The following is an 18,239-nucleotide window of genomic DNA, read 5'->3' as shown; positions in this document are numbered from 1 at the left end:
CTCCCTCCCGTTAGCCCGACTGCCCGGGTTCCAGCCCCAGATGGCGCTTTTGCATCGCGGTATCGTTTTCAAGGGCCTCTGCCGTCATCCGCTCGACAACTTCTCCGCCGACCATGATGGCCACGTCCTGCACGGCGGCCAGCGCCGCGTGCATGTTCTGTTCGACCAGCAGCACCGCGATGCCCTCGCTTGCGATCAGTTCGATCAGATCGATCACGTCCGAGACAATGGCCGGGGCCAGCCCCTCGGTCGGCTCGTCCAGCACCATCAGGCGCGGGTTCAGCAACAGCGCGCGGCCAATCGCCAGCATCTGTTGTTCCCCGCCCGACAGCCGGTTGCCCAGATTGCGGCGACGTTCCTTGAGGCGCGGAAAGGTCTCGTACACCCGGTCAACAGACCACGCGCCACCCTTGCGTTCGACGATCTTCAGGTGCTCTTCGACGGTCAGAGACCGAAACACGCGGCGTCCCTGTGGCACATAGCCGATCCCCATCTGCGCGCGCTTTTCGGGCGGCAGGCCGGTCAAATCGGTGCCATCGAACCGGATTTCCCCTGCCGAATGCGGGTGCAGGCCCATGATGGCGTTGCACAGGCTGGTTTTGCCCATGCCGTTGCGGCCCAGAATGCCCAACGGACGGTTCCCAACCGACAGGTCGACCCCGTGCAGCACGTGGCTTGAGCTATAGCGCAGGTCCAGCCCGCGAATATCCAGCAAGTCAGTGGCCATGCGCACCTCCGATATAGACGCGATGCACGTCTTCGTTGCGCATGATGTCGTCGGGTGAGCCCTCGGCCAGCATCCGCCCGTTATACAGAACCGAAACGCTTTCCGAGGTCTGCAGGGCGATATCCATATCGTGTTCGATCAGCACGACCGTCACATCCTTGGGCAAAGACATCAGCAAAGCGCTGAGCTTCGGACGTTCAGCAGGCGACAACCCCGCCGCCGGTTCATCCAGCAGCAGAATCTTGGGGTTCTCAGCCAACGCAATCCCGATCTCAAGCTGCCGCCGCTGCCCGTGGCTGAGTTCCGAGGTTTCGCGGTCCAGCACATCGGTCACGCCAGCCACTTCGGCCAGACGTTCGGCCTCGGCCAGCCGGTCATCGCCGCTCCGCAAGGGCAGCACCTGCCGCCAGCCGCCGCGCACCCCGGCCACGGCCAGAAACAGCGTGTCGCGCACGGTCAGGCCATTGAACAGGTGGGCGTGCTGATAGGTCCGGCGCAGCCCGCGTTGAATTCTCTTGTTGATCGGCTCGCGCGTCACGCTGTCGCCAAACAGGGTGATCTGGCCGGTCGTGGCGCTGGTATCCCCGGTCAACACGTTGAACAGGCTGGTCTTGCCCGCCCCGTTCGGCCCGAGGATCGCGCGACGCTCGCCGGGGCGGACGGTCAGATCGATATCCCGCACCGCCCAGAACCCGCCGAAGCGTTTGCCAATGCCCCGGACCTCCAGGGCATTGGCGGTGTTATGTGAGTGGTTTACGGGCACGAAGGGTTGTCCCGGCTGACTGGACCTGCGGCGAGGAAAGTGGCCTCGTCCTGGCCCAGAAGCTGATCGACATCGCGCACAACCTTGACCACGCGATTGCCCAGCGTGCCGTCTTCGCGTTCAAACACTTCGGTCACAAAGTTGTCGACGACACCGTTGCGGTTCTTGTCCAGCCGCATGGTACCGCCTGTCGGGGTGACAAAGGTCAGGTTGGTCAGCGCTTCGCGGAAGGCGGCCTGATCATTGGACAGATCGCCATCGACTTCATCCAGCGCCAGCAGACCTGCCTTTGCTGCCATGTAGTAGTGATGGGCAAAGATCGAAGGGGCCGAGAAACCATCCGGGAAGGCGTCAGTGTAGCTGGCCGAGAACTCTTTCCACTCGGCACCGTCATAGTCGCTGACCGTGGGTGTGCCCGCAGGCGCGCCAACCAGAAGCTTCTTGAAGGGGCCTTTGCTGTCCAGGATCGACTGGTCGATGGTGATCGAACCGCCGATGATCGGCTTGTCGCCGCCCGCCTGGCTGTACTGGGTCAAGAAGTTGACCGCATCCGCGCCGCCAAGGGCCACGAAAATCGCGTCGACATCCTGCGGGATCGAATAAACAACCGAGGAGTAGTCCTTGTTGCCGATCGGGGTCCAGAACTTCTCAGGGACCTTGCCACCTGCCGAACAGAACTCGGACATGAAGCCCAGAACCTGTGTGTAGGGGAAAGAATAGTCTTCGGCGATCACGGCCACGGATTTGTAGCCCATGTCGTTATAGGCATAATCGCCAACGCCGACCATCCACTGGGCACCATCGCCGCCAAAGCGGAAGAAATTGTCCGAGCTGTCGCGCAGCGTGGTGTCCTGTGCCGCTGACGAGCCATTGATGAATGTCACGGCAGGGTAGGATTTCGACAGGTCGCGCAGGGCGAGACCTTCGGAACCCGAAAGAGGGCCGACGATGATGTCCACGCCGTCCTGCTCGATCAGCTTGCGTGCCGCATTCACGGCGCTGTCGGGGCTGGCGTCCGAGGATATAGTGATGACTTCGATCTTGTTGCCATCAACCTCTCCACCGGCTTCCAGAACCGCCAGTTCCGCGCCGCGGATGCCGTCCTGACCCAGCGCGGCAAACGCGCCTTCCAGGATCGAAATCACGCCGATCTTGACGTCTTCGGCAGATGCAGGCACCGCCATTGCGCAGAGCGCCAGCGCCGATGCGGCCATTTTGAGCTTATTCATTTTTCAGGTTCCTCCCTATGAGTGTGCTCAGACAGTTGATTTTTCTTTGATTTCCGGACGGCGCAGCCGCGCCATCCAGTCGCTTGCCAGTTGTTGCAGCCCACCCGGGGCCACGATCACGATCAGCAGCAGCACAACGCCGATCAGCATGTTGAACCGCTCGCGGTCGATCAGGTCGACGGCGAAGGTGTCCAGCAGGACAAAGACCACCGCACCGACGAACGCCCCGCCCGGATGGCGCAACCCGCCGATGACCGAGATGATGAGGATGTCGATGATGGGCCCAAGCCCGACCGAAAAGGATGAGATGCGTTCCTGATACCAGACGTTCAGGATGCCCCCCGCCCCGGCCAGCAGGCCCGAGAAGGCAAAGGCGGCAACGATGGGCGTGGTGACGGAAATCCCCAGCGCCAGCACGCGCCCCGGCGCGTCGCGGACGGCCTGAATGGTCAGGCCCAGCGGCGAGCGGACAAAGCCGCTGACCAGTGCAAGCGCCAATGCGGCCATGCCCAGAGACAACAGGTACAGCGGCAGCGGATCGCGCAGGCTGAGGCCCGCAATCTCGGGCGCGCGGACGCCGGAAAAGCCGGTCCAGCCGTTGAAGAAGGTATAGTTCTGGCGCGTGAAGTAGAAAAACGCCACCCCAATCGCCAGTGTGATCATGATGGCATAGATCCCGCGCGACCGGCGCGCGATCAGACCGACCAGAGCGCCCGAAACGGTCGCAAGGATCAGCGCCAGCGGGATCGAGACCCAGAACGGCAGCGGAACCCCGATCCCCACCGTGTTCGGGCCGAAAAACGCGAGGGTGTAGCCCGCGATCCCGGCCATGGTCGCCTGCGCGAACGAGACAACGCCCAGATAGGTGGCCAGAAAGCTGAGGCTCAGCGCCATGATGCCAAGGATCAGCGACCGCGTGGCGACCTGCGTCAGCCAGAAATCGTTCAGCACAACCGGCAGGATCAGCAGCGGGATAAAGATCAGCGCCTGTTTCATTGCTCGGCCTTTCCCAGCAGGCCTTGCGGCCGCACCGCCAGCACCAACACCATGATCGCAAAGGTAAAGACCACGCCGTAGGTGGGCGCATAGGCCAGCCCGTATTGCTCGGCCAGACCGACCAGCAGCGCGCCCAAGGCGGCCCCTCCGATCGAGCCCATGCCGCCGACGATCACCACCACCAGCGAGGACAGCAGGAATTGCAGGTCCGTTCCCGGCGCTATGGACAGCGCGCTGGCGGCGACGACTCCGGCCATTCCGGCCAGCATGCCGCCCAAGGCAAAGACAAGAACAAAGATGCGGTTGATCGGATAGCCAAGCGCGCGCAGCATGTCCTGATCGTCCACGCCCGCACGGATCACCGCGCCAAACCGCGTGCGTTGGATCAGGAACCACAGGCCGATCCCGACCACCAGCGCAAAACCCATCAGCGCCAGACGGATATTGGCGTACCCCACGCCTAGAACCGGCAGGCGTTGCCCCCCGGCCAAGGCATCGGGCAGCTCGACCTGATAGGTCAGCCCGCCCCAGTACCACAACATCAGATCAGCCATGATGATCGAGATCGCAATCGAGGCAAGCGTCTGGCGCAGCTCATCCCCCTGCATCCAGCCCAGAATTCCGGCCTGCACGATGGCACCGGCCAAGGCCGCCGCCAATCCACCGCCCAACACGCCCAGACCCCAAGATCCGGTTACTTCGACAATGCTGTACCCGACATAGCCGCCCAACAGCAGCAGCGCCCCATGGGCCATGTTCACCGTCCGCATCAGCCCAAAGATCAGGCTGAAGCCGCTGGCGGCCAAAAAGTAGAGTGCTGCTAGCGTCAACCCGTTCAGGGTGACGATCAGAAATAAGGTCATGATTCCTCCCGTTGAGACGACAATGTCCGAATTTCAGAAATCGGCACAGCGTTGGGTCGATTTCTGTTGAAGAAAAATATTATTATTTTTCATCGCCTTAACGCAAAGTGACGTTTAAAGGCCTCCCGAAGAGTGAGAAAAAATGAGAATTCTCTTCTCAAATGCGGAAATCTCTTCCTATACAGAGTCATGCAAAACCTGACACTGACCGGCACACCCTCGGCCGATCCGGACCAGATCGACCGCATTTACTGTCCTGCTTTGGGTGGTCTGAGTGTTTCTCAGGCGGATTTGGCCTTTGTGATGCCCCGGCTTGACCACAACCGCGCGCTGCGCGAGGCGCCGAAACAGGGCGACTGGGCGGCCATATTGGCCAGCGATCCGTTCGGGTCCGAGGCGACCATGCTCTCGCAGCTTTACGAGAAAGGGTATCGCGGTGTGGTGAACTGGCCCTCGTCGATCCTGCTGGATGGCAGTCTGCGCCAGTCGATGTCGACCATCCCGGCCTCGCCCGAGTTCGAATACGCGTTTCTGGCCCGCGCCAAGGCCGCCGGGTTTCAGACGCTGGCTTTCTTCATCTCGCTGGCGCAGGCCCGCGCCGCGGTAAAGGCCGGGCTGGATCACCTTGCCCTGCATCCCGGCCTGTTGGATGTGGACAGCCCCGACAGCGGCGCACTTGTTCTGGGCTCATTGCAAAGGGTGATTGAGACGATCAGGGATGAGGCAGAGCAGGTCAGCGTGTTTGCCTATACCTCGGCATGGCACGAACGCATGGTTCCGCTCAGCACGCTTGATGTGGATGGTCTGATCTGGTGCGAGGGTGCGGCATGACAAATCGCGACAAGAGTTTTCTCTTTGCGGCGGTTGTCGGGTCGGGCCTGACGGCAAAAGCGGCAGACAAGGCCGGGGCCGACTATCTGCTGGCGTTGAACGCGGGACGTTTCCGGGTGCAGGGGGCCTCATCCCTGACCAGCTTTCTGCCGGTCCGGGCCGCCAATGACTGGGTCATCGAATTTGCCGAACGCGAGATGCTGGGCCGTTGCTCGGCACCGATCTATGCGGGATTCTCGGTTAGTGACCCCGATCTGGACATTGGCGCGCTGGTGCAAAGGACCAAAGCGCTTGGCTTCTCGGGTGTCTGCAATTTCCCGTCAACGACGCTGATCGACGGACGGCTGGGCGCATTGATGGAGCGCGAGGGGTTGGGGTTCGACCGCGAAATTGCGCTGGTGCAAGAGGCGACGGCGGCCGGTCTGGGCACTTTCGTCTATGTCCACACCAACGCGCAGGCCCGCAAGATGGTCGATGCGGGTGCAACAGCCATCTGTGTCAATGTGGGCTTTACCAGCGGCGCGACGGGCGTCAGTACGCACCTGACGCTGGAAACCGCAGCGGCGCAGATCGAGCGGGTTCTGGAAGGCGTACCGGCCTCGGTCGACAAACTGTGCCACGGCGGCCCCATCACCTCGCCCGAAGAGGCGCTGGCCATCACCCGTATCTGCGGTGTGCAGGGGTTTGTTGCCGGCTCGACGCTTGACCGGCTGCCGGTTGAACAGACCCTCAGCGAGGTCACCAAAGGCTTTACCGCGATCCCCAGCCTGTCACGCATTAAACAGGCCCCGTCGAACACCGAAAATGATCTGGTCGGCTCGTCTTATGCCATGCAGACGATCCGCGAGGAACTGGACGATCTGGCCTATGAAGACATCCCCGTCCTGCTGATCGGCGAGACCGGGACGGGCAAAAGCCGCGCGGCCCTCAGGCTGCACGAGGCAGGCCCCGCGGCCCGGCGGCACCCCGTGGTCGTGGATTGCCCGGCCCTGGGCGGAGAGGAAGGCGGTGTGCATTTGCTGGGCAAAGCGCCCGGGGCGTTGGGCAGTACGGGCACGCAGCGCGGCGCGCTGGAACAGGCGTCGGGCAGCACCATCATCTTTGACGAAATCACCGCATTGCAGCCCGAGCATCAGGGCAAGATTCTGAAATTCACCGATGAAAAAACGGTGCAGCGGATCGGGGACCATACGCTTAGGCGTGCGGACGCCCGGATCATCTCGACCACAACGCAGGATCTGCTTGACCAGATCGAGAGGGACGCGTTTCGACGGGATCTGTATTATCGGATCTCGGGCCACGAAATCACCCTGCCGCCATTGCGCGACCGTGTGGACGATATCCCCGAACTGGCCTTGTATCTGGGCCGACAGGTCAGCGGCGAGCCTCCGAAGTTCTCGAACGCGGCGTTGCGATTGATGCTGGAACACGACTGGCCCGGCAATGTGCGAGAGCTGTACCACGCCGTCCAGCGCGCGGTGCGCCGGTCGGGCGGGGCGACGATCGACCTCAAGGCGATCGACTTTCTGCGCCGAAAACCAGCGGCTGCCCCAAAGGTGCAGACGGATGAAACGCCGGCCCGAGTCGCCGTGTCTGAGCGCGACTGGATTGCCGAGGCGCTGGCGCGAAACGGCTTTCGCCGCGCGCAAACCGCCGAGGAATTGGGCATGACCACGCGCACGCTTTACAACAAAATCAAGAAGTTCGGCCTTCAGGCCTGAGCTCCTTTTGGAGGCCAATTCTGCCCGCGCGCACGCCAGGCATGGCAGCCCGAATGTGCTCCGAAAAAAATCCTTGACGCTTCACCAGCACGCATGGTTTCGTATATGAAACGGTTTCAAACGACTCGTTAAGAGCGGCGAAGGGAGGCGCTGTAATGACGAAACTGCAATCGGCATTGCGCGCACAGCGCGGAACGGAAAGCCAGATCACCCTGTCGCTGAACGGGATCGGGATGTCATTTTCAGGCATTTCGGTGCTGCGCGATGTGGACCTGACCTTTGATGGCGGTGAGATTCACACGCTGATGGGGGAAAACGGCGCGGGCAAAAGCACGCTGGTCAAGATCATCAGCGGCGTGCAGAAACCGACATTCGGCACCTTCCAGATCGACGGTGAAACGGTCGCGTTCGACTCGCCGCGCGATGCGGAAAACCACGGCATCGTCATCATGCATCAGGAACTGAGCCTGATCCCCGAGATGACCGTGGCCGAAAATGTTCTGCTGGGGCATGAGCCGCGAAAATTCGGCACTTTCATCGATCGCAAAGCGCTGCGGCAGAAGGCGCGCCAAGCGCTGTCGCGGTTTGGCTTCACGCTGGATATCGATACCCCGGTCAAGAATCTGCGCGTGGGCGAGCAACAGCTGGTCGAGATCGCCCGCGCCCTGCTGATGAACGCGCGGCTGCTGATCATGGATGAGCCGACCTCGGCCCTGTCGCAGGCCGAGGCGGATATTCTGATGGAGGTCGTGCGCGATCTGGCCCTTCAGGGCGTCGCGGTCGTCTATATCTCGCACCGGATGGATGAGGTGTTCGAAATCTCGGACCGCGTCACCGTTCTGCGCGATGGCAACCTGATCGGCACACGGCTGGCCTCCGAGACCACGCCGGCGGAACTGATCCGCATGATGGTCGGTCGCACGGTCGAGATCAACGCGGTTGACCGCCAGACCCCGGCCTCCGATGAGGTTGTGTTACAGGTCGAAGACCTGTCGGCCTGGGCGGGTCATCGCAAGGTGCTGGACGATGTCTCGTTCGATCTGAAACGCGGCGAGGTGCTGGGCATCGGCGGCCTGCTGGGCGCTGGCCGTACCGAGCTGCTTGAGACGCTTTTTGGCGCGCGCGGTGAATCCTATCGCGGAGATATCACGCTGGAGGGCAAGCCCCTGCGCCCGGTCAAACCTCAGGATGGGGTGCGCAACGGGCTGGCGCTGATCACCGAGGATCGCAAAGGCAACGGGCTGATCCTGGATCGGTCGATCGCCTCGAATGTCGCCCTGCCGCTGATGCCGCTGCAATCGCGTTTTGGCCGCTACTCCGAGGCCGAGCAGCGCAAGCAGGCCCTGAAGGCCATCGAAACGCTCAAGGTGGCGGCCACCGGGCCCGAGCACGCCGTGGGCAACTTAAGCGGCGGCAATCAGCAAAAGGTGGTTCTGGGCAAATGGCTGGCAACGCAGCCCCGTGTCCTGCTGCTGGATGAACCCACCCGGGGCATCGATATCGGTGCCAAGGATGAGATTTACGATCTGGTCGGACGGCTGGCGGATCAGGGCATCTCGGTCCTGTTTGCCAGCTCGGAGCTGTCGGAATTCATGGCCGTCTGCGACCGCATGATCGTGCTGTGCGAAGGGCAACTGGCCGGAGAGCTTTCGCGCGCCGAGATGACCGTGGATTCGATCAAGGCCCTGGCGATGCAGTTCCGCTGACCGCCGCGACCTCAACATGAGAAAAGATATGACCGTTATGGAACCGAACAGCCAGACAGTGAAACAGGAACATCCGGGCACCGCGATGTTCATGCGGCTTTTGAACAAGACCAAGCTTTACTGGGGACTGTTTGCGCTGATCCTGTTCGGGGCGCTGACCTCGCCGTTGTCGTCCAAGGGCAACAACATCTTTCTGTCGCTGGGCAATCTGACGGACATCTTGCGTCAGGTCTCGGTCACGGGGATTGTGGCGGTGGGCATGACCATGGTGATTTTCATCGCCGGGATCGATCTGTCCGTTGGCTCGGTTATGGCGTTGGGCACGGTGATCTGCGCCATGCTGCTGACGCAGGAGGGATGGACGGCGGCCAGCTATTTCGGGGTTCCAGCCACGGGGGTCGTGCTGTTCGTCTGTATCGCAGCGTTGATCTATTTCGTGCAAAGTAACCTGAGCCGCAGCTCGGACAATCCGACGGCCAGTGCGCCGTCGCGGATGCTCAGCCGTCTGGTTGCGGCGGCAATCGCCATTGGCGTCATGGTCTGGCTGGCCGGTCAGGTGATGCCGAAATTCGGCGTGCTGGCGGTGCTGATCGTCGTGCCTTGTATCGGCGCTGTCATGGGAACAGTGAACGGCGCGTTGATCGTCTATGGCCGGTTGCAGCCCTTCATCGTGACCTTGGCAATGATGGTCGGCGCGCTGGGTCTGGCCCGCGTCGTCGCTGGGCAGGATACGGCAGTCTATCCGGTCTATACCGGCAGCAACGCAACCGAGAACTTCGAGGTTCTGCGCGAGCTGCTGTGGGGCGTCCTGCCGGTGCCGGGCCTGTTTTTCCTTGCCGTGCTGCTGCTGTTCTTCCTGATCACCCGCTTCACCACCTTCGGCAGCTACTTGATGGCGATTGGTGGGAATGAAGAGGCCGCGCGGCTGGCGGGCATCAATGTGGGCCGCAACAAGATCATCACCTATGCGCTGGCCGGGGGCCTCTCGGCGCTGGCCGGGGTGCTTTACGTGGCGCAATTCCGGCAGGGCAAGCCGGATGCGGGGCTTGGTCTGGAACTGGACGCCATCGCAGCCGTGGTCATCGGCGGCACCAGCCTGATGGGCGGGCGCGGCGCGATCATGGGGACATTTGTGGGCGTGCTGATCTTTGGTTTCCTCAGCAACATCCTGCAACTCAACAACATCGACAGCAACACGCAGCTGATCCTCAAGGGCATCATCATCGTGGTCGCCGTCCTGCTTCAGGAAGGGCGATTTGAAGAGATCTTTGTCATGGCAAAAGAACGCCTGGGCAGAGGGAGGAGGCTCTGACCTTAAATCTTGGCGGACCAAGGTCAGAGCGCAATCAGAACGCGGGACATCGAAATAACCCGCATCATGACCAAGGAGTAGACTATGAAAAGAAGAACATTTGGCAAGGGCCTGCTGACGGCCACCGCCATGTCGATGGCTTTGACGGCCAGCGCAGCATGGGCCGAAGACAAATATGTGATCGGCTTCTCTCAGGTAACAACGGTCGAGCCGTGGCGGGTTCAGTTCAACAAGGACCTGCGCGCCGAGGCTGATCTGCACGACAATGTCGAACTGCTGATTTCCGACGCCAATGACCGCACCGACAAGCAGGTCGCGGATGTCGAGAACTTCATCCGTCAGGAGGTTGATGCCATCCTGATCTCGCCCAAGGAATCCGCCGGTCTGACCGGTGTGGTTGAGCAAGCCACCGATGCGGGCATTCCGGTCTTTGTTCTGGACCGCAACGTGGACACCGACAAGTTCGTGCAGTGGGTCGGCGGTGACAACGTGCTGATCGGTGAGGCCGCCGGTGAATACGCGCTGGAACTGCTGGGCGGCAAAGGCAACGCCAAAGGCAATATCGTCGAAATCTATGGCGGGCTTGGCGTGCAGGCCACCTTTGACCGGTCAGACCCATTCCACGCCGCGTTTGAAGGCGAAGAAGGCGTGACCTTCCTGCTGGACAAGCAGTCGGGCGACTGGAAGCAGGATCAGGCCTATGACATCATGTCGACCGCCCTGCGCAACTATGAAGACATCACCATGGTCTATGGCCACAACGACCCGATGGCCTATGGCGCCTATCTGGCCGCCAAGGATGCGGGCCGCGCGGATGACATCATCTTTATCGGTGTCGATGGCCTGCCGGGCGAAGGTGTAACCTGGGTTGCCAATGGTGAACTGGCTGCGACCTTCCTCTATCCCACGCCGGGGGCCGAAGGGCTGCGTCAGGCGCTGAAACATCTCAAAGGCGAAGAGGTCGAGAAATCGGTGGTTCTGGGCACCGAGGCGATCACACCAGAGAATGCGGGTGAGATCCTCAAGAAAAACGGGCTGTAACGGCTCTCCCCGCCGGCATTCCTCCTTCTCCCGCAGAAGCGCCGGCAGAGCAGACAGGGGCTTGCGCCCCTGCTGCTTTCTCGTAAGACAACACGCAGCAAAGGTTCAGTGAATGTCCGAAACCAAGACCAAACTACAGAAATACTCGGCCCCTGCACTTGAGAAGGGTCTGGATATTCTGGAGTTTCTGTCTTTGTCGGATGTCACCCCCAGCCTGTCGCAACTGGCCAGCGGGATCGGTCGGTCCAAGAACGAAATCTTCCGCATGATGATCGTGCTCGAAGAACGCGGCTATATCGTCCGGCAGGACGGTGATCTGTACAAACTGACCGGCAAACTCGCCCTGCTGGGCGGGGACAGAACCGACAACAGCAAGCTGGCCGAACTGGCGGGGCCCTATATGGAGCGCCTTGCGGAAGAAACCGAGCTGTCCAACCACCTCTGGGTGCCCAGCGATACAGGTGAACTGATCGTCATCAACAGCGTCTCGTCATCGCAAAACTATGGCGTGACGGTTCAGGTGGGATACAGAACCCCGGTCTTTGCGACATCGGTGGGGGCCTGTTTTCTGTCCGAACTGGATGTTGAAGCGGACCGCATCAAACTGCTGGGCACGATCGCCCCCAAGCAGAGTCAGGGCGACCTTCAGGCCTTCTCGGACCACGCCGCGGACTGCGCGCAACAAGGCTATATCTCGCTTGGCAGCCCGGAAAGTCAGGCGATCAACGAGGTATCGGCCCCCATTCGTCATGCCCCTGGAAAGATGGTGATCGCGGCACTGACCATCCCCCATCTGGCGAATGTCCTTATCGACAATCGGCGCGAGCTTGTGATCAACGCGCTGCGCACCACGGCCCTGCAATTGCAAGAGAGCATTGCGACACATATGCCCCTGCCCCGCACGCCGTGGTATCAGGCGATCTGAGTTTTTTGCTGTTCCGCTTCAAACTGTTACCCCCTGCAGGACCTGATCGCGCGACAACTCGTCCCGCGTGCCTTGCATCAGGACGGCACCGCGCCGCAAGACGATGAACTTGTCGGCAAGATCATAGGCGAAATCGAAATACTGCTCGACCAGAATGATCGCCATCTCGCCCTTGGTTCTCAGATGGCGGACGACCTCTCCGATCTGCTGGATGATGTTGGGCTGAATGCCTTCGGTCGGTTCGTCCAATAGCAAAAGCTGGGGCTTGGTGATCAGCGCCCGGGCGATGGCAAGTTGCTGTTGCTGGCCACCCGACAGATCGCCCCCGCGCCGGTTTTGCATTTTCTTCAGCACCGGGAACAGATCGAAGATCTCATCGGGAACGAAATGTTCACTTGCTGGCAGGCAGGCAAAACCGGTTTCCAGATTTTCGCGCACGGTCAGCAGCGGGAAAATCTCGCGCCCCTGCGGCACATAAGCCACGCCTTTCCACGCCATGCGATGGGCTGGCAGAGGTGGCAGGGCCTCGCCGTTCAGCCGCAGATCACCTCCGGACCGAGGGTGTGTACCCGAGATCGCCTTGATCAGGCTGGTTTTGCCCACGCCATTGGTGCCCATCACGCAGGTGACTTCGCCCCGCGCGGCCTCTAACGAGATACCGTTGAGGATTTGCGAATGCCCGTAATGCAGGGTCAAATCGGTCAGTTTCAGCATTGCCTAGCGTCCCAGATAGACGTCGATGACGTCCTGATTTGATGTCACATGATCCAGCGAGCCCTCGGCCAGAACCGAGCCTTCGTGCAGCACCGTGACTTTGCAATTCAGGCGGCGCACGAATTCCATGTCATGTTCCACCACCACCACAGCGCGGGTCTTGGCGGCTTGCACCAGCAAATCGGTCGTGTGTTCGCGTTCCTGCCGGGTCATTCCGGCGGCGGGTTCGTCAACCAGCAGCAGACGCGGCTCCTGCGCCAGCAGCATTCCGATCTCAAGCCATTGCTTCTGCCCGTGGCTGAGTTCGCCGGATTTGCGGGTCAACTCATCCTGCAGACCGATCTCGGCGGCTAGGTCCTCGACCTTCTCCAGATCATCTGACGAAGGGCGATAGAACAGAACACCCAGCCAGCCACGTTTGTTCTTTAGCGCCATCAGCAGGTTTTCCTGTACGGTCTGATCCTCGAACACCGTGGGTTTCTGGAACTTCCGCCCAATACCCGCCTGCGCGATCTTGGCCTCGCTCATGCGCAGCAGAGAGACAGACTTCTCACCCCAGATCACGCGGCCTTCATCGGGGCGTGTCTTGCCGGTGACGATATCCATGAAGGTGGTCTTGCCCGCCCCGTTCGGCCCGATCACGGCGCGCAGCTCGGCGTTGCCGATCTGGAACGACAGGTTGTTGATGGCGCGGAACCCGTCGAAGGTGACCGAAACGCCGCTGACTTCTAGCAGAGTGTTCATTCCGTTGCCTCCTTTTCGCGCAACGCGCCGTCATCAGGACCGAGCGCCGCGCCGTGGCGCTGCGGCGCGCGGCGGTTGGTCCAGAGGTCAAACAACCCTCCGATCCCTTGCGGGGCGAACAGCGTGACCAGAACGAAGGACACGCCCAGCAGCACCTGCCACCAGTCGACCCATTTGACCGTGTAGAACCCCAGCGGAATGTCCGGGGCCTGCCCGCCGGTGAACCATGTGCTCAGCAGGCTGACGAACGCTGCGCCGATGACGGCGCCGTACAGGCGACCACGCCCGCCGATGGCGACCCAGACGGCGAGGTAGATCGAGGCGATGGGGGCCATCTCTTCGGGGTTGATGATGCCCGCCTGCGGATAATACAGCGCGCCCGCGATGGCCGCGATGCAGGCGGTCAGGGTGAAGACGGCCAGCTTATAGACCTCGACCGAGTAGCCGAGGAACCGCACCCGCGCCTCGTTGTCGCGGATGCCGCGAATAACCGAGCCGAACTTGCCCGACACGATCCATGCCGCCAGCATGTATCCCAGCCCCAAGGCAAGCGCCGAGGCCCAGAGGAACCAGATCGACACCACGTCTTGCGAGGCGGTGACGCCCGGCAGGTTCTGCAGGCCCGACAGGCCATTGTTGCCCCGCAAGCCGCTGTCGTTCTGGAACAGGTACAACGCCAGCGCCAATGTCATGGCTTGGGTCAGGATCGACAGGTACACGCCCGTGACCCGGCTGCGGAAGGCGAGCCAGCCGAAGATCAACGCCAGCAGGCCCGGTACCAGCACGACCAGCGCCAGTTGCAGGAACAGGCTGTCCGAAAAGGCCCAGATCAGCGGGAATTCCGACGATCCGACGACGCCGAAGATTTGCGTGCCGATGGCATCCACGACCTCGGACGGGGTTGGCGGGATATCGGCTTGGGACAATGACTCGACCACGATCAGGCGGGTGCGTTCGTACATCAGCCACATACCGATCATATAGCCGCCCAGCCCGAAGAACGCGAAATGGCCCAGCGACAGGATGCCCGTAAAACCCCAGACCAGATCCATCGCTACGGCAATAAGGCAAAGGCACAGGGTCTTACCCAGCGTCTTGACGAAACTGGTCGAGATCACGCCGATCCCGAACCCTTCGGACAGGACGGTGACGCCCAAAGTGAACAGAGACAGGATGGCCAGAAAGACCAAAACGGATGGGTTCTTGGCGACAAAGCTACGTTCCATGGCTCAATCCCCCGCCGCGCGGCCTTTGAGGGCGATGATGCCCCTTGGCCGGAACTGGATGAAAATGATGATGAAGATGATCATGTAGGTCTGCGCGGCCAGAGTGTTCGACGGGTTCATCCACTCGATCCCCTTTTGCAGGAAGCCGATCATGCCTGCCCCCGCCAGCGCGCCCCAGATGTTGCCGACGCCGCCGACAACCACAGTCATGAAGCTTTGCACGATATAGTCGCTGCCCAGATCAGACGTGACCTTGGCGAAGAGACCAATCGCAACCCCGGCGATCCCGGCAATGCCGGAGCCAAGACCAAAGGTCAGCATATTCACGCGCCCCGGATTGATCCCCATCGACCCGGCCATTCGTGGGTTCTGCGTTACTGCGCGCATCTCAAGCCCCAGCCTTGTGCGTTTCATGATGTAGAGGAACAGCCCCAGAAAGATCATCGCCAGCACGAAGATCGCGATGCGGATGTAACTGATCGAGACCACATCGTTCAGCACCCATGCCCCGTCCAGCCAGCCGGGCGCGGTTAGCGGGCGGGCCTGCGTGCCGAAGATGTTCTTGGCCAGCTGTTGCAAAGCAATTGAGATACCGAAGGTCGCCAGCAGCGTCTCCAACGGGCGTGAATACAGCCAACGGATCACCAGCCGCTCCATCGCGACGCCCATGGCGAAGGTGACGGCAAAGGCCATCGGGATGGCGACGATGATCGACAGCGTATGGTCGGGGATGAATTGCTGCACCACATAGCCGGTGTAAGCGCCCATCATGATGAACTCACCATGGGCCATGTTGATCACGCCCATAACGCCAAAGGTGATGGCCAGACCGATAGCGGCGAGGAAATAGATCGAGGCCAGAGAAATCGCGTCCAACGTCAGGTCGAGGGTCTGGTTCAGGCCGACCTTCAACTCGATCTGTTCCAACGCCTTTTCGGCGGCCGCGGTCACAGCGGGCGAAGGCTCTGCGTAGGTATCAAAGAAAACATGCGCGGCAAGTGCTGCATCGATATCGGCCTGCGTGATCAAGGCCGGAACGGCCCCGGCCTCGGCCAACGCCTCATACGCCTGCGCGCGGGCGGCGTCCGAATTCAGTTGCGCAACCGGAACGCCACCTACGCGGCCTCCGTCGATATTGGCGGCCAGCGCGGCGCGAATGTCGGCTGCCGAAACACGCGGCGCGGCCAGATCGTTGGCAACCAGCAGGTCATAAGCCGCATCCCGCGACAGGTCATCCGAGCCGGGCTGCAGCACAGTGGCGATATTCGCCTCTGAAGGCAGGTCTATCGCGGCTTGGCGTTTGGTCACGACCAGCGGGTTCAGCGCGGCGCGGACATCGACGCCCAGATCACCTGACATCTCTTCAATCGCAGCCACTCGGGCCGCGGTGTCCGCGTCATAACCAATCGTCAGCAACCGTTCCAAACGCTGTTTCTGCGCCTTTAAATCCGCGGCGGGTTCGCCTTCGATTGACGCGCGCAGCGGTTCCAGCAAGGCCCCCTCGGGATCACGTTGGATAGATGTCAAAGCGGCCAGTCGTTTGCCGCGATCCGGGTCGGTCAGTTGGAATTGCACCAGCGCCGTGCCGATCATCGCGCGGATGCCGCTGTTGGGTTTCAACTGTTTCAGGTCGGATTTCTCGAACGTGCCGACGACTGCGCCGGTGTCGAAATCGGTCAGCTCATAAGACCGCCCTTCGCCCTTCTTGCCGGCAAAGAACAGACCATCCGACTTGCGCATCCACACGTTCTTGGCGGCCCATGTCTCAAGCATCACCTGCGCCTGCGGCAACCCGCTGCTGGCAATCGCGTCAATCGCGGGCCCGATGGTCTTGCGAGAGCTTTTGGCGATGATCTGCTGATGCTCTTGCAGGATCGGTTGCAGGCCGGCCTCTTGCGCGTCGGCCGTCAGGCAGGCGCACAGGATTGCGAGGCCCGCAAGGTATAGTCGTAACATTTGGTGAAACCCGAGATGTCTTGAGGGCAAGGCGGGCGTGATCGCCCACCTTGCGTGTCGTTTAATAGTTCGACAGGGTCTGAACGCAGGTCTTGGTCTCGGTGTTGTACATACCGCAACCCAGTTCTTTCCAATCCGAGATCAGAACCGCCGATTCCGGCAGGAAGTCGGTCCAAGCGTCGCCCGGCACAACGTCGGTTTCGCTGATGATGTCGAACTGGCCGTCTTCCTGAATCTCACCGATAAGCACCGGCTTGGCCAAATGGTGGTTCGGCAGCATGACCGCGGTGCCGCCGGTCAGGTTCGGGAATTCCTGCCCGTACATCGCGGCGCGCACATCGTCGACCTCGGTCGAACCGGCAGCGGTCGCGGCGTTCACCCACATGTTGAAGCCGATGTAGTGCGCCTCCATCGGGTCGTTGGTCACGCGCTCATCGCCCATGGTGGCTTTCCATGTTTCAACGAATTCGGCGTTCGCATCGGTATCGGCCGACTGGAAATAGTTCCATGCCGCCAGATGGCCTACGAGGTTGGTGGTATCCAGACCCGACAATTCTTCCTCACCCACCGAGAAGGCAACGACCGGAATATCGTCTGCCGAGACGCCCGCCGCAGCGAGTTCCTTGTAGAAACCAATGTTAGCGTCGCCATTGATGGTCGAGATCACACCGACCTTCTTGCCATCCGCACCCAGCGCAACAACGTCTGCCACGATCTTGGACCAGTCGGAATGGCCAAACGGAGTGTAGTTGACAAAGATATCCGAGTCCGCGATGCCCTTCTGCTTCAGATAGCTTTCCAGAATGTTGTTTGTGGTGCGGGGATAGACATAGTCGGTGCCCAGCAGCGCGAATTTCTCGACGCCCAGCTCGTCGAGGAAATAGTCAGTCGCAGGGATCGCCTGCTGGTTCGGCGCGGCACCTGTGTAGAAGACGTTTTTCGACGATTCTTCACCCTCATACTGAACCGGATAGAACAGCAGACCGTTCAGTTCCTCGATCACCGGAAGAACCGACTTGCGGCTGACGGATGTCCAGTTGCCAAAGATCACATCCACCTCATGCACGGTCAGCAGCTCACGCGCTTTTTCGGCAAAAAGCGGCCAGTCGGATGCAGGGTCGACCACAACCGCCTCAAGCTGCTTACCCAGCAGGCCGCCCTTGGCGTTTTGCTGGTCGATCAGCATCAGCATGGTGTCTTTCAACGTGGTTTCCGAGATCGCCATAGTCCCCGACAGCGAATGCAATACACCGACCTTAATCGTGTCTTCAGCCGACAGCGCGGTCGTGGCCATGGCAGCAAAGAAAACCGATCCGGCGAGCGTGGATTTGAGAGATTTCATGTAATCCTCCTGGGCGGGGCCGGGAGAGAGGGCTTGCGCAGATGCGCGTTTCTCTTCTACCTGATCCCCGCAACTGTTGTTGCGTTTCGTGTGGCGGTTGTGTCCGAGGTCCAATTCGCGCAGCCGTCACACACCCTTCGGGG

The 18,239-nt window shown here is 61.1% G+C and carries 16 protein-coding genes; 6 read left to right on the top strand and 10 right to left on the bottom strand.

Going from position 1 to position 18,239, the window contains the following annotated elements:
• Positions 1-10: 10 nt before the first annotated feature.
• From ACR0JN_RS16535 to ACR0JN_RS16515, 5 genes are read right to left on the bottom strand one after another with little or no spacing between them, the layout of a single operon-like run.
• Positions 11-727, bottom strand: a complete 717-nt coding sequence (locus ACR0JN_RS16535) for an ABC transporter ATP-binding protein (protein WP_480887251.1) — start codon at positions 725-727, stop codon at positions 11-13.
• Positions 717-1,490 (bottom strand): ABC transporter ATP-binding protein, encoded by a 774-nt coding sequence (locus ACR0JN_RS16530; RefSeq protein WP_480887249.1) that lies wholly within the window; start codon positions 1,488-1,490, stop codon positions 717-719. The genes ACR0JN_RS16535 and ACR0JN_RS16530 overlap by 11 nt, the downstream gene beginning before the upstream one ends.
• The gene (locus tag ACR0JN_RS16525) at positions 1,481-2,719 is read right to left on the bottom strand and encodes an ABC transporter substrate-binding protein (RefSeq protein WP_480887247.1); all 1,239 of its coding nucleotides are present in this window, start codon (positions 2,717-2,719) and stop codon (positions 1,481-1,483) included. The genes ACR0JN_RS16530 and ACR0JN_RS16525 overlap by 10 nt, the downstream gene beginning before the upstream one ends.
• Positions 2,720-2,746: 27 nt before the next feature.
• Positions 2,747-3,715: a branched-chain amino acid ABC transporter permease gene (locus ACR0JN_RS16520; protein WP_480887246.1), complete on the bottom strand. Its 969-nt coding sequence runs from the start codon at positions 3,713-3,715 to the stop codon at positions 2,747-2,749.
• Positions 3,712-4,578: a branched-chain amino acid ABC transporter permease gene (locus tag ACR0JN_RS16515; protein ID WP_480816419.1), complete on the bottom strand. Its 867-nt coding sequence runs from the start codon at positions 4,576-4,578 to the stop codon at positions 3,712-3,714. The genes ACR0JN_RS16520 and ACR0JN_RS16515 overlap by 4 nt, the downstream gene beginning before the upstream one ends.
• A gap of 189 nt (positions 4,579-4,767) precedes the next feature.
• On the opposite strand from ACR0JN_RS16515, the gene ACR0JN_RS16510 reads away from it, so the two are divergent.
• From ACR0JN_RS16510 to ACR0JN_RS16485, 6 genes are all read left to right on the top strand, one after another.
• Positions 4,768-5,409 (top strand): phosphoenolpyruvate hydrolase family protein, encoded by a 642-nt coding sequence (locus ACR0JN_RS16510; protein ID WP_480887244.1) that lies wholly within the window; start codon positions 4,768-4,770, stop codon positions 5,407-5,409.
• Positions 5,406-7,130 (top strand): phosphoenolpyruvate hydrolase family protein, encoded by a 1,725-nt coding sequence (locus tag ACR0JN_RS16505; RefSeq protein ID WP_480887242.1) that lies wholly within the window; start codon positions 5,406-5,408, stop codon positions 7,128-7,130. The genes ACR0JN_RS16510 and ACR0JN_RS16505 overlap by 4 nt, the downstream gene beginning before the upstream one ends.
• Positions 7,131-7,285: 155 nt before the next feature.
• Positions 7,286-8,836 carry a sugar ABC transporter ATP-binding protein gene (locus tag ACR0JN_RS16500; protein WP_480887241.1) on the top strand — a complete coding sequence of 517 codons (1,551 nt, stop codon included), beginning with the start codon at positions 7,286-7,288 and terminating at the stop codon, positions 8,834-8,836.
• Between the two features lie 28 nt (positions 8,837-8,864).
• Positions 8,865-10,148, top strand: coding sequence for an ABC transporter permease (locus ACR0JN_RS16495; RefSeq protein WP_480887239.1), 1,284 nt, complete (start codon positions 8,865-8,867; stop codon positions 10,146-10,148).
• Positions 10,149-10,232: 84 nt separating this feature from the next.
• Positions 10,233-11,189 carry a substrate-binding domain-containing protein gene (locus ACR0JN_RS16490; RefSeq protein WP_480534397.1) on the top strand — a complete coding sequence of 319 codons (957 nt, stop codon included), beginning with the start codon at positions 10,233-10,235 and terminating at the stop codon, positions 11,187-11,189.
• Positions 11,190-11,301: 112 nt separating this feature from the next.
• Positions 11,302-12,114, top strand: a complete 813-nt coding sequence (locus ACR0JN_RS16485; RefSeq protein ID WP_480887237.1) for an IclR family transcriptional regulator — start codon at positions 11,302-11,304, stop codon at positions 12,112-12,114.
• Positions 12,115-12,132: 18 nt separating this feature from the next.
• Here ACR0JN_RS16485 and urtE read toward each other — a convergent pair whose 3' ends face one another.
• The 5 genes from urtE to urtA all read right to left on the bottom strand — a co-directional run bounded on the left by urtE (position 12,133) and on the right by urtA (position 18,096).
• Positions 12,133-12,828 carry an urea ABC transporter ATP-binding subunit UrtE gene (gene urtE / locus ACR0JN_RS16480; protein WP_480887234.1) on the bottom strand — a complete coding sequence of 232 codons (696 nt, stop codon included), beginning with the start codon at positions 12,826-12,828 and terminating at the stop codon, positions 12,133-12,135.
• 3 nt (positions 12,829-12,831) lie between these two features.
• Positions 12,832-13,572, bottom strand: coding sequence for an urea ABC transporter ATP-binding protein UrtD (urtD, locus tag ACR0JN_RS16475; protein ID WP_480887231.1), 741 nt, complete (start codon positions 13,570-13,572; stop codon positions 12,832-12,834).
• Complete coding sequence (gene urtC, locus ACR0JN_RS16470; RefSeq protein WP_480887228.1) at positions 13,569-14,798, bottom strand: urea ABC transporter permease subunit UrtC; 1,230 nt, start codon at positions 14,796-14,798, stop codon at positions 13,569-13,571. Before urtC ends, urtD begins: the two co-directional genes overlap by 4 nt.
• A 3-nt stretch (positions 14,799-14,801) precedes the next feature.
• Entirely contained in the window at positions 14,802-16,754 is a 1,953-nt protein-coding gene (gene urtB, locus ACR0JN_RS16465; RefSeq protein WP_480887225.1) for an urea ABC transporter permease subunit UrtB, read from the bottom strand.
• Between the two features lie 61 nt (positions 16,755-16,815).
• Positions 16,816-18,096, bottom strand: coding sequence for an urea ABC transporter substrate-binding protein (gene urtA / locus ACR0JN_RS16460; RefSeq protein ID WP_480816409.1), 1,281 nt, complete (start codon positions 18,094-18,096; stop codon positions 16,816-16,818).
• Positions 18,097-18,239 lie beyond the last annotated feature (143 nt).

The sequence above is a fragment of the Ruegeria sp. G12 genome (genome assembly GCF_056533565.1).
This window is presented reverse-complemented; position numbering and strand designations above follow the sequence as displayed.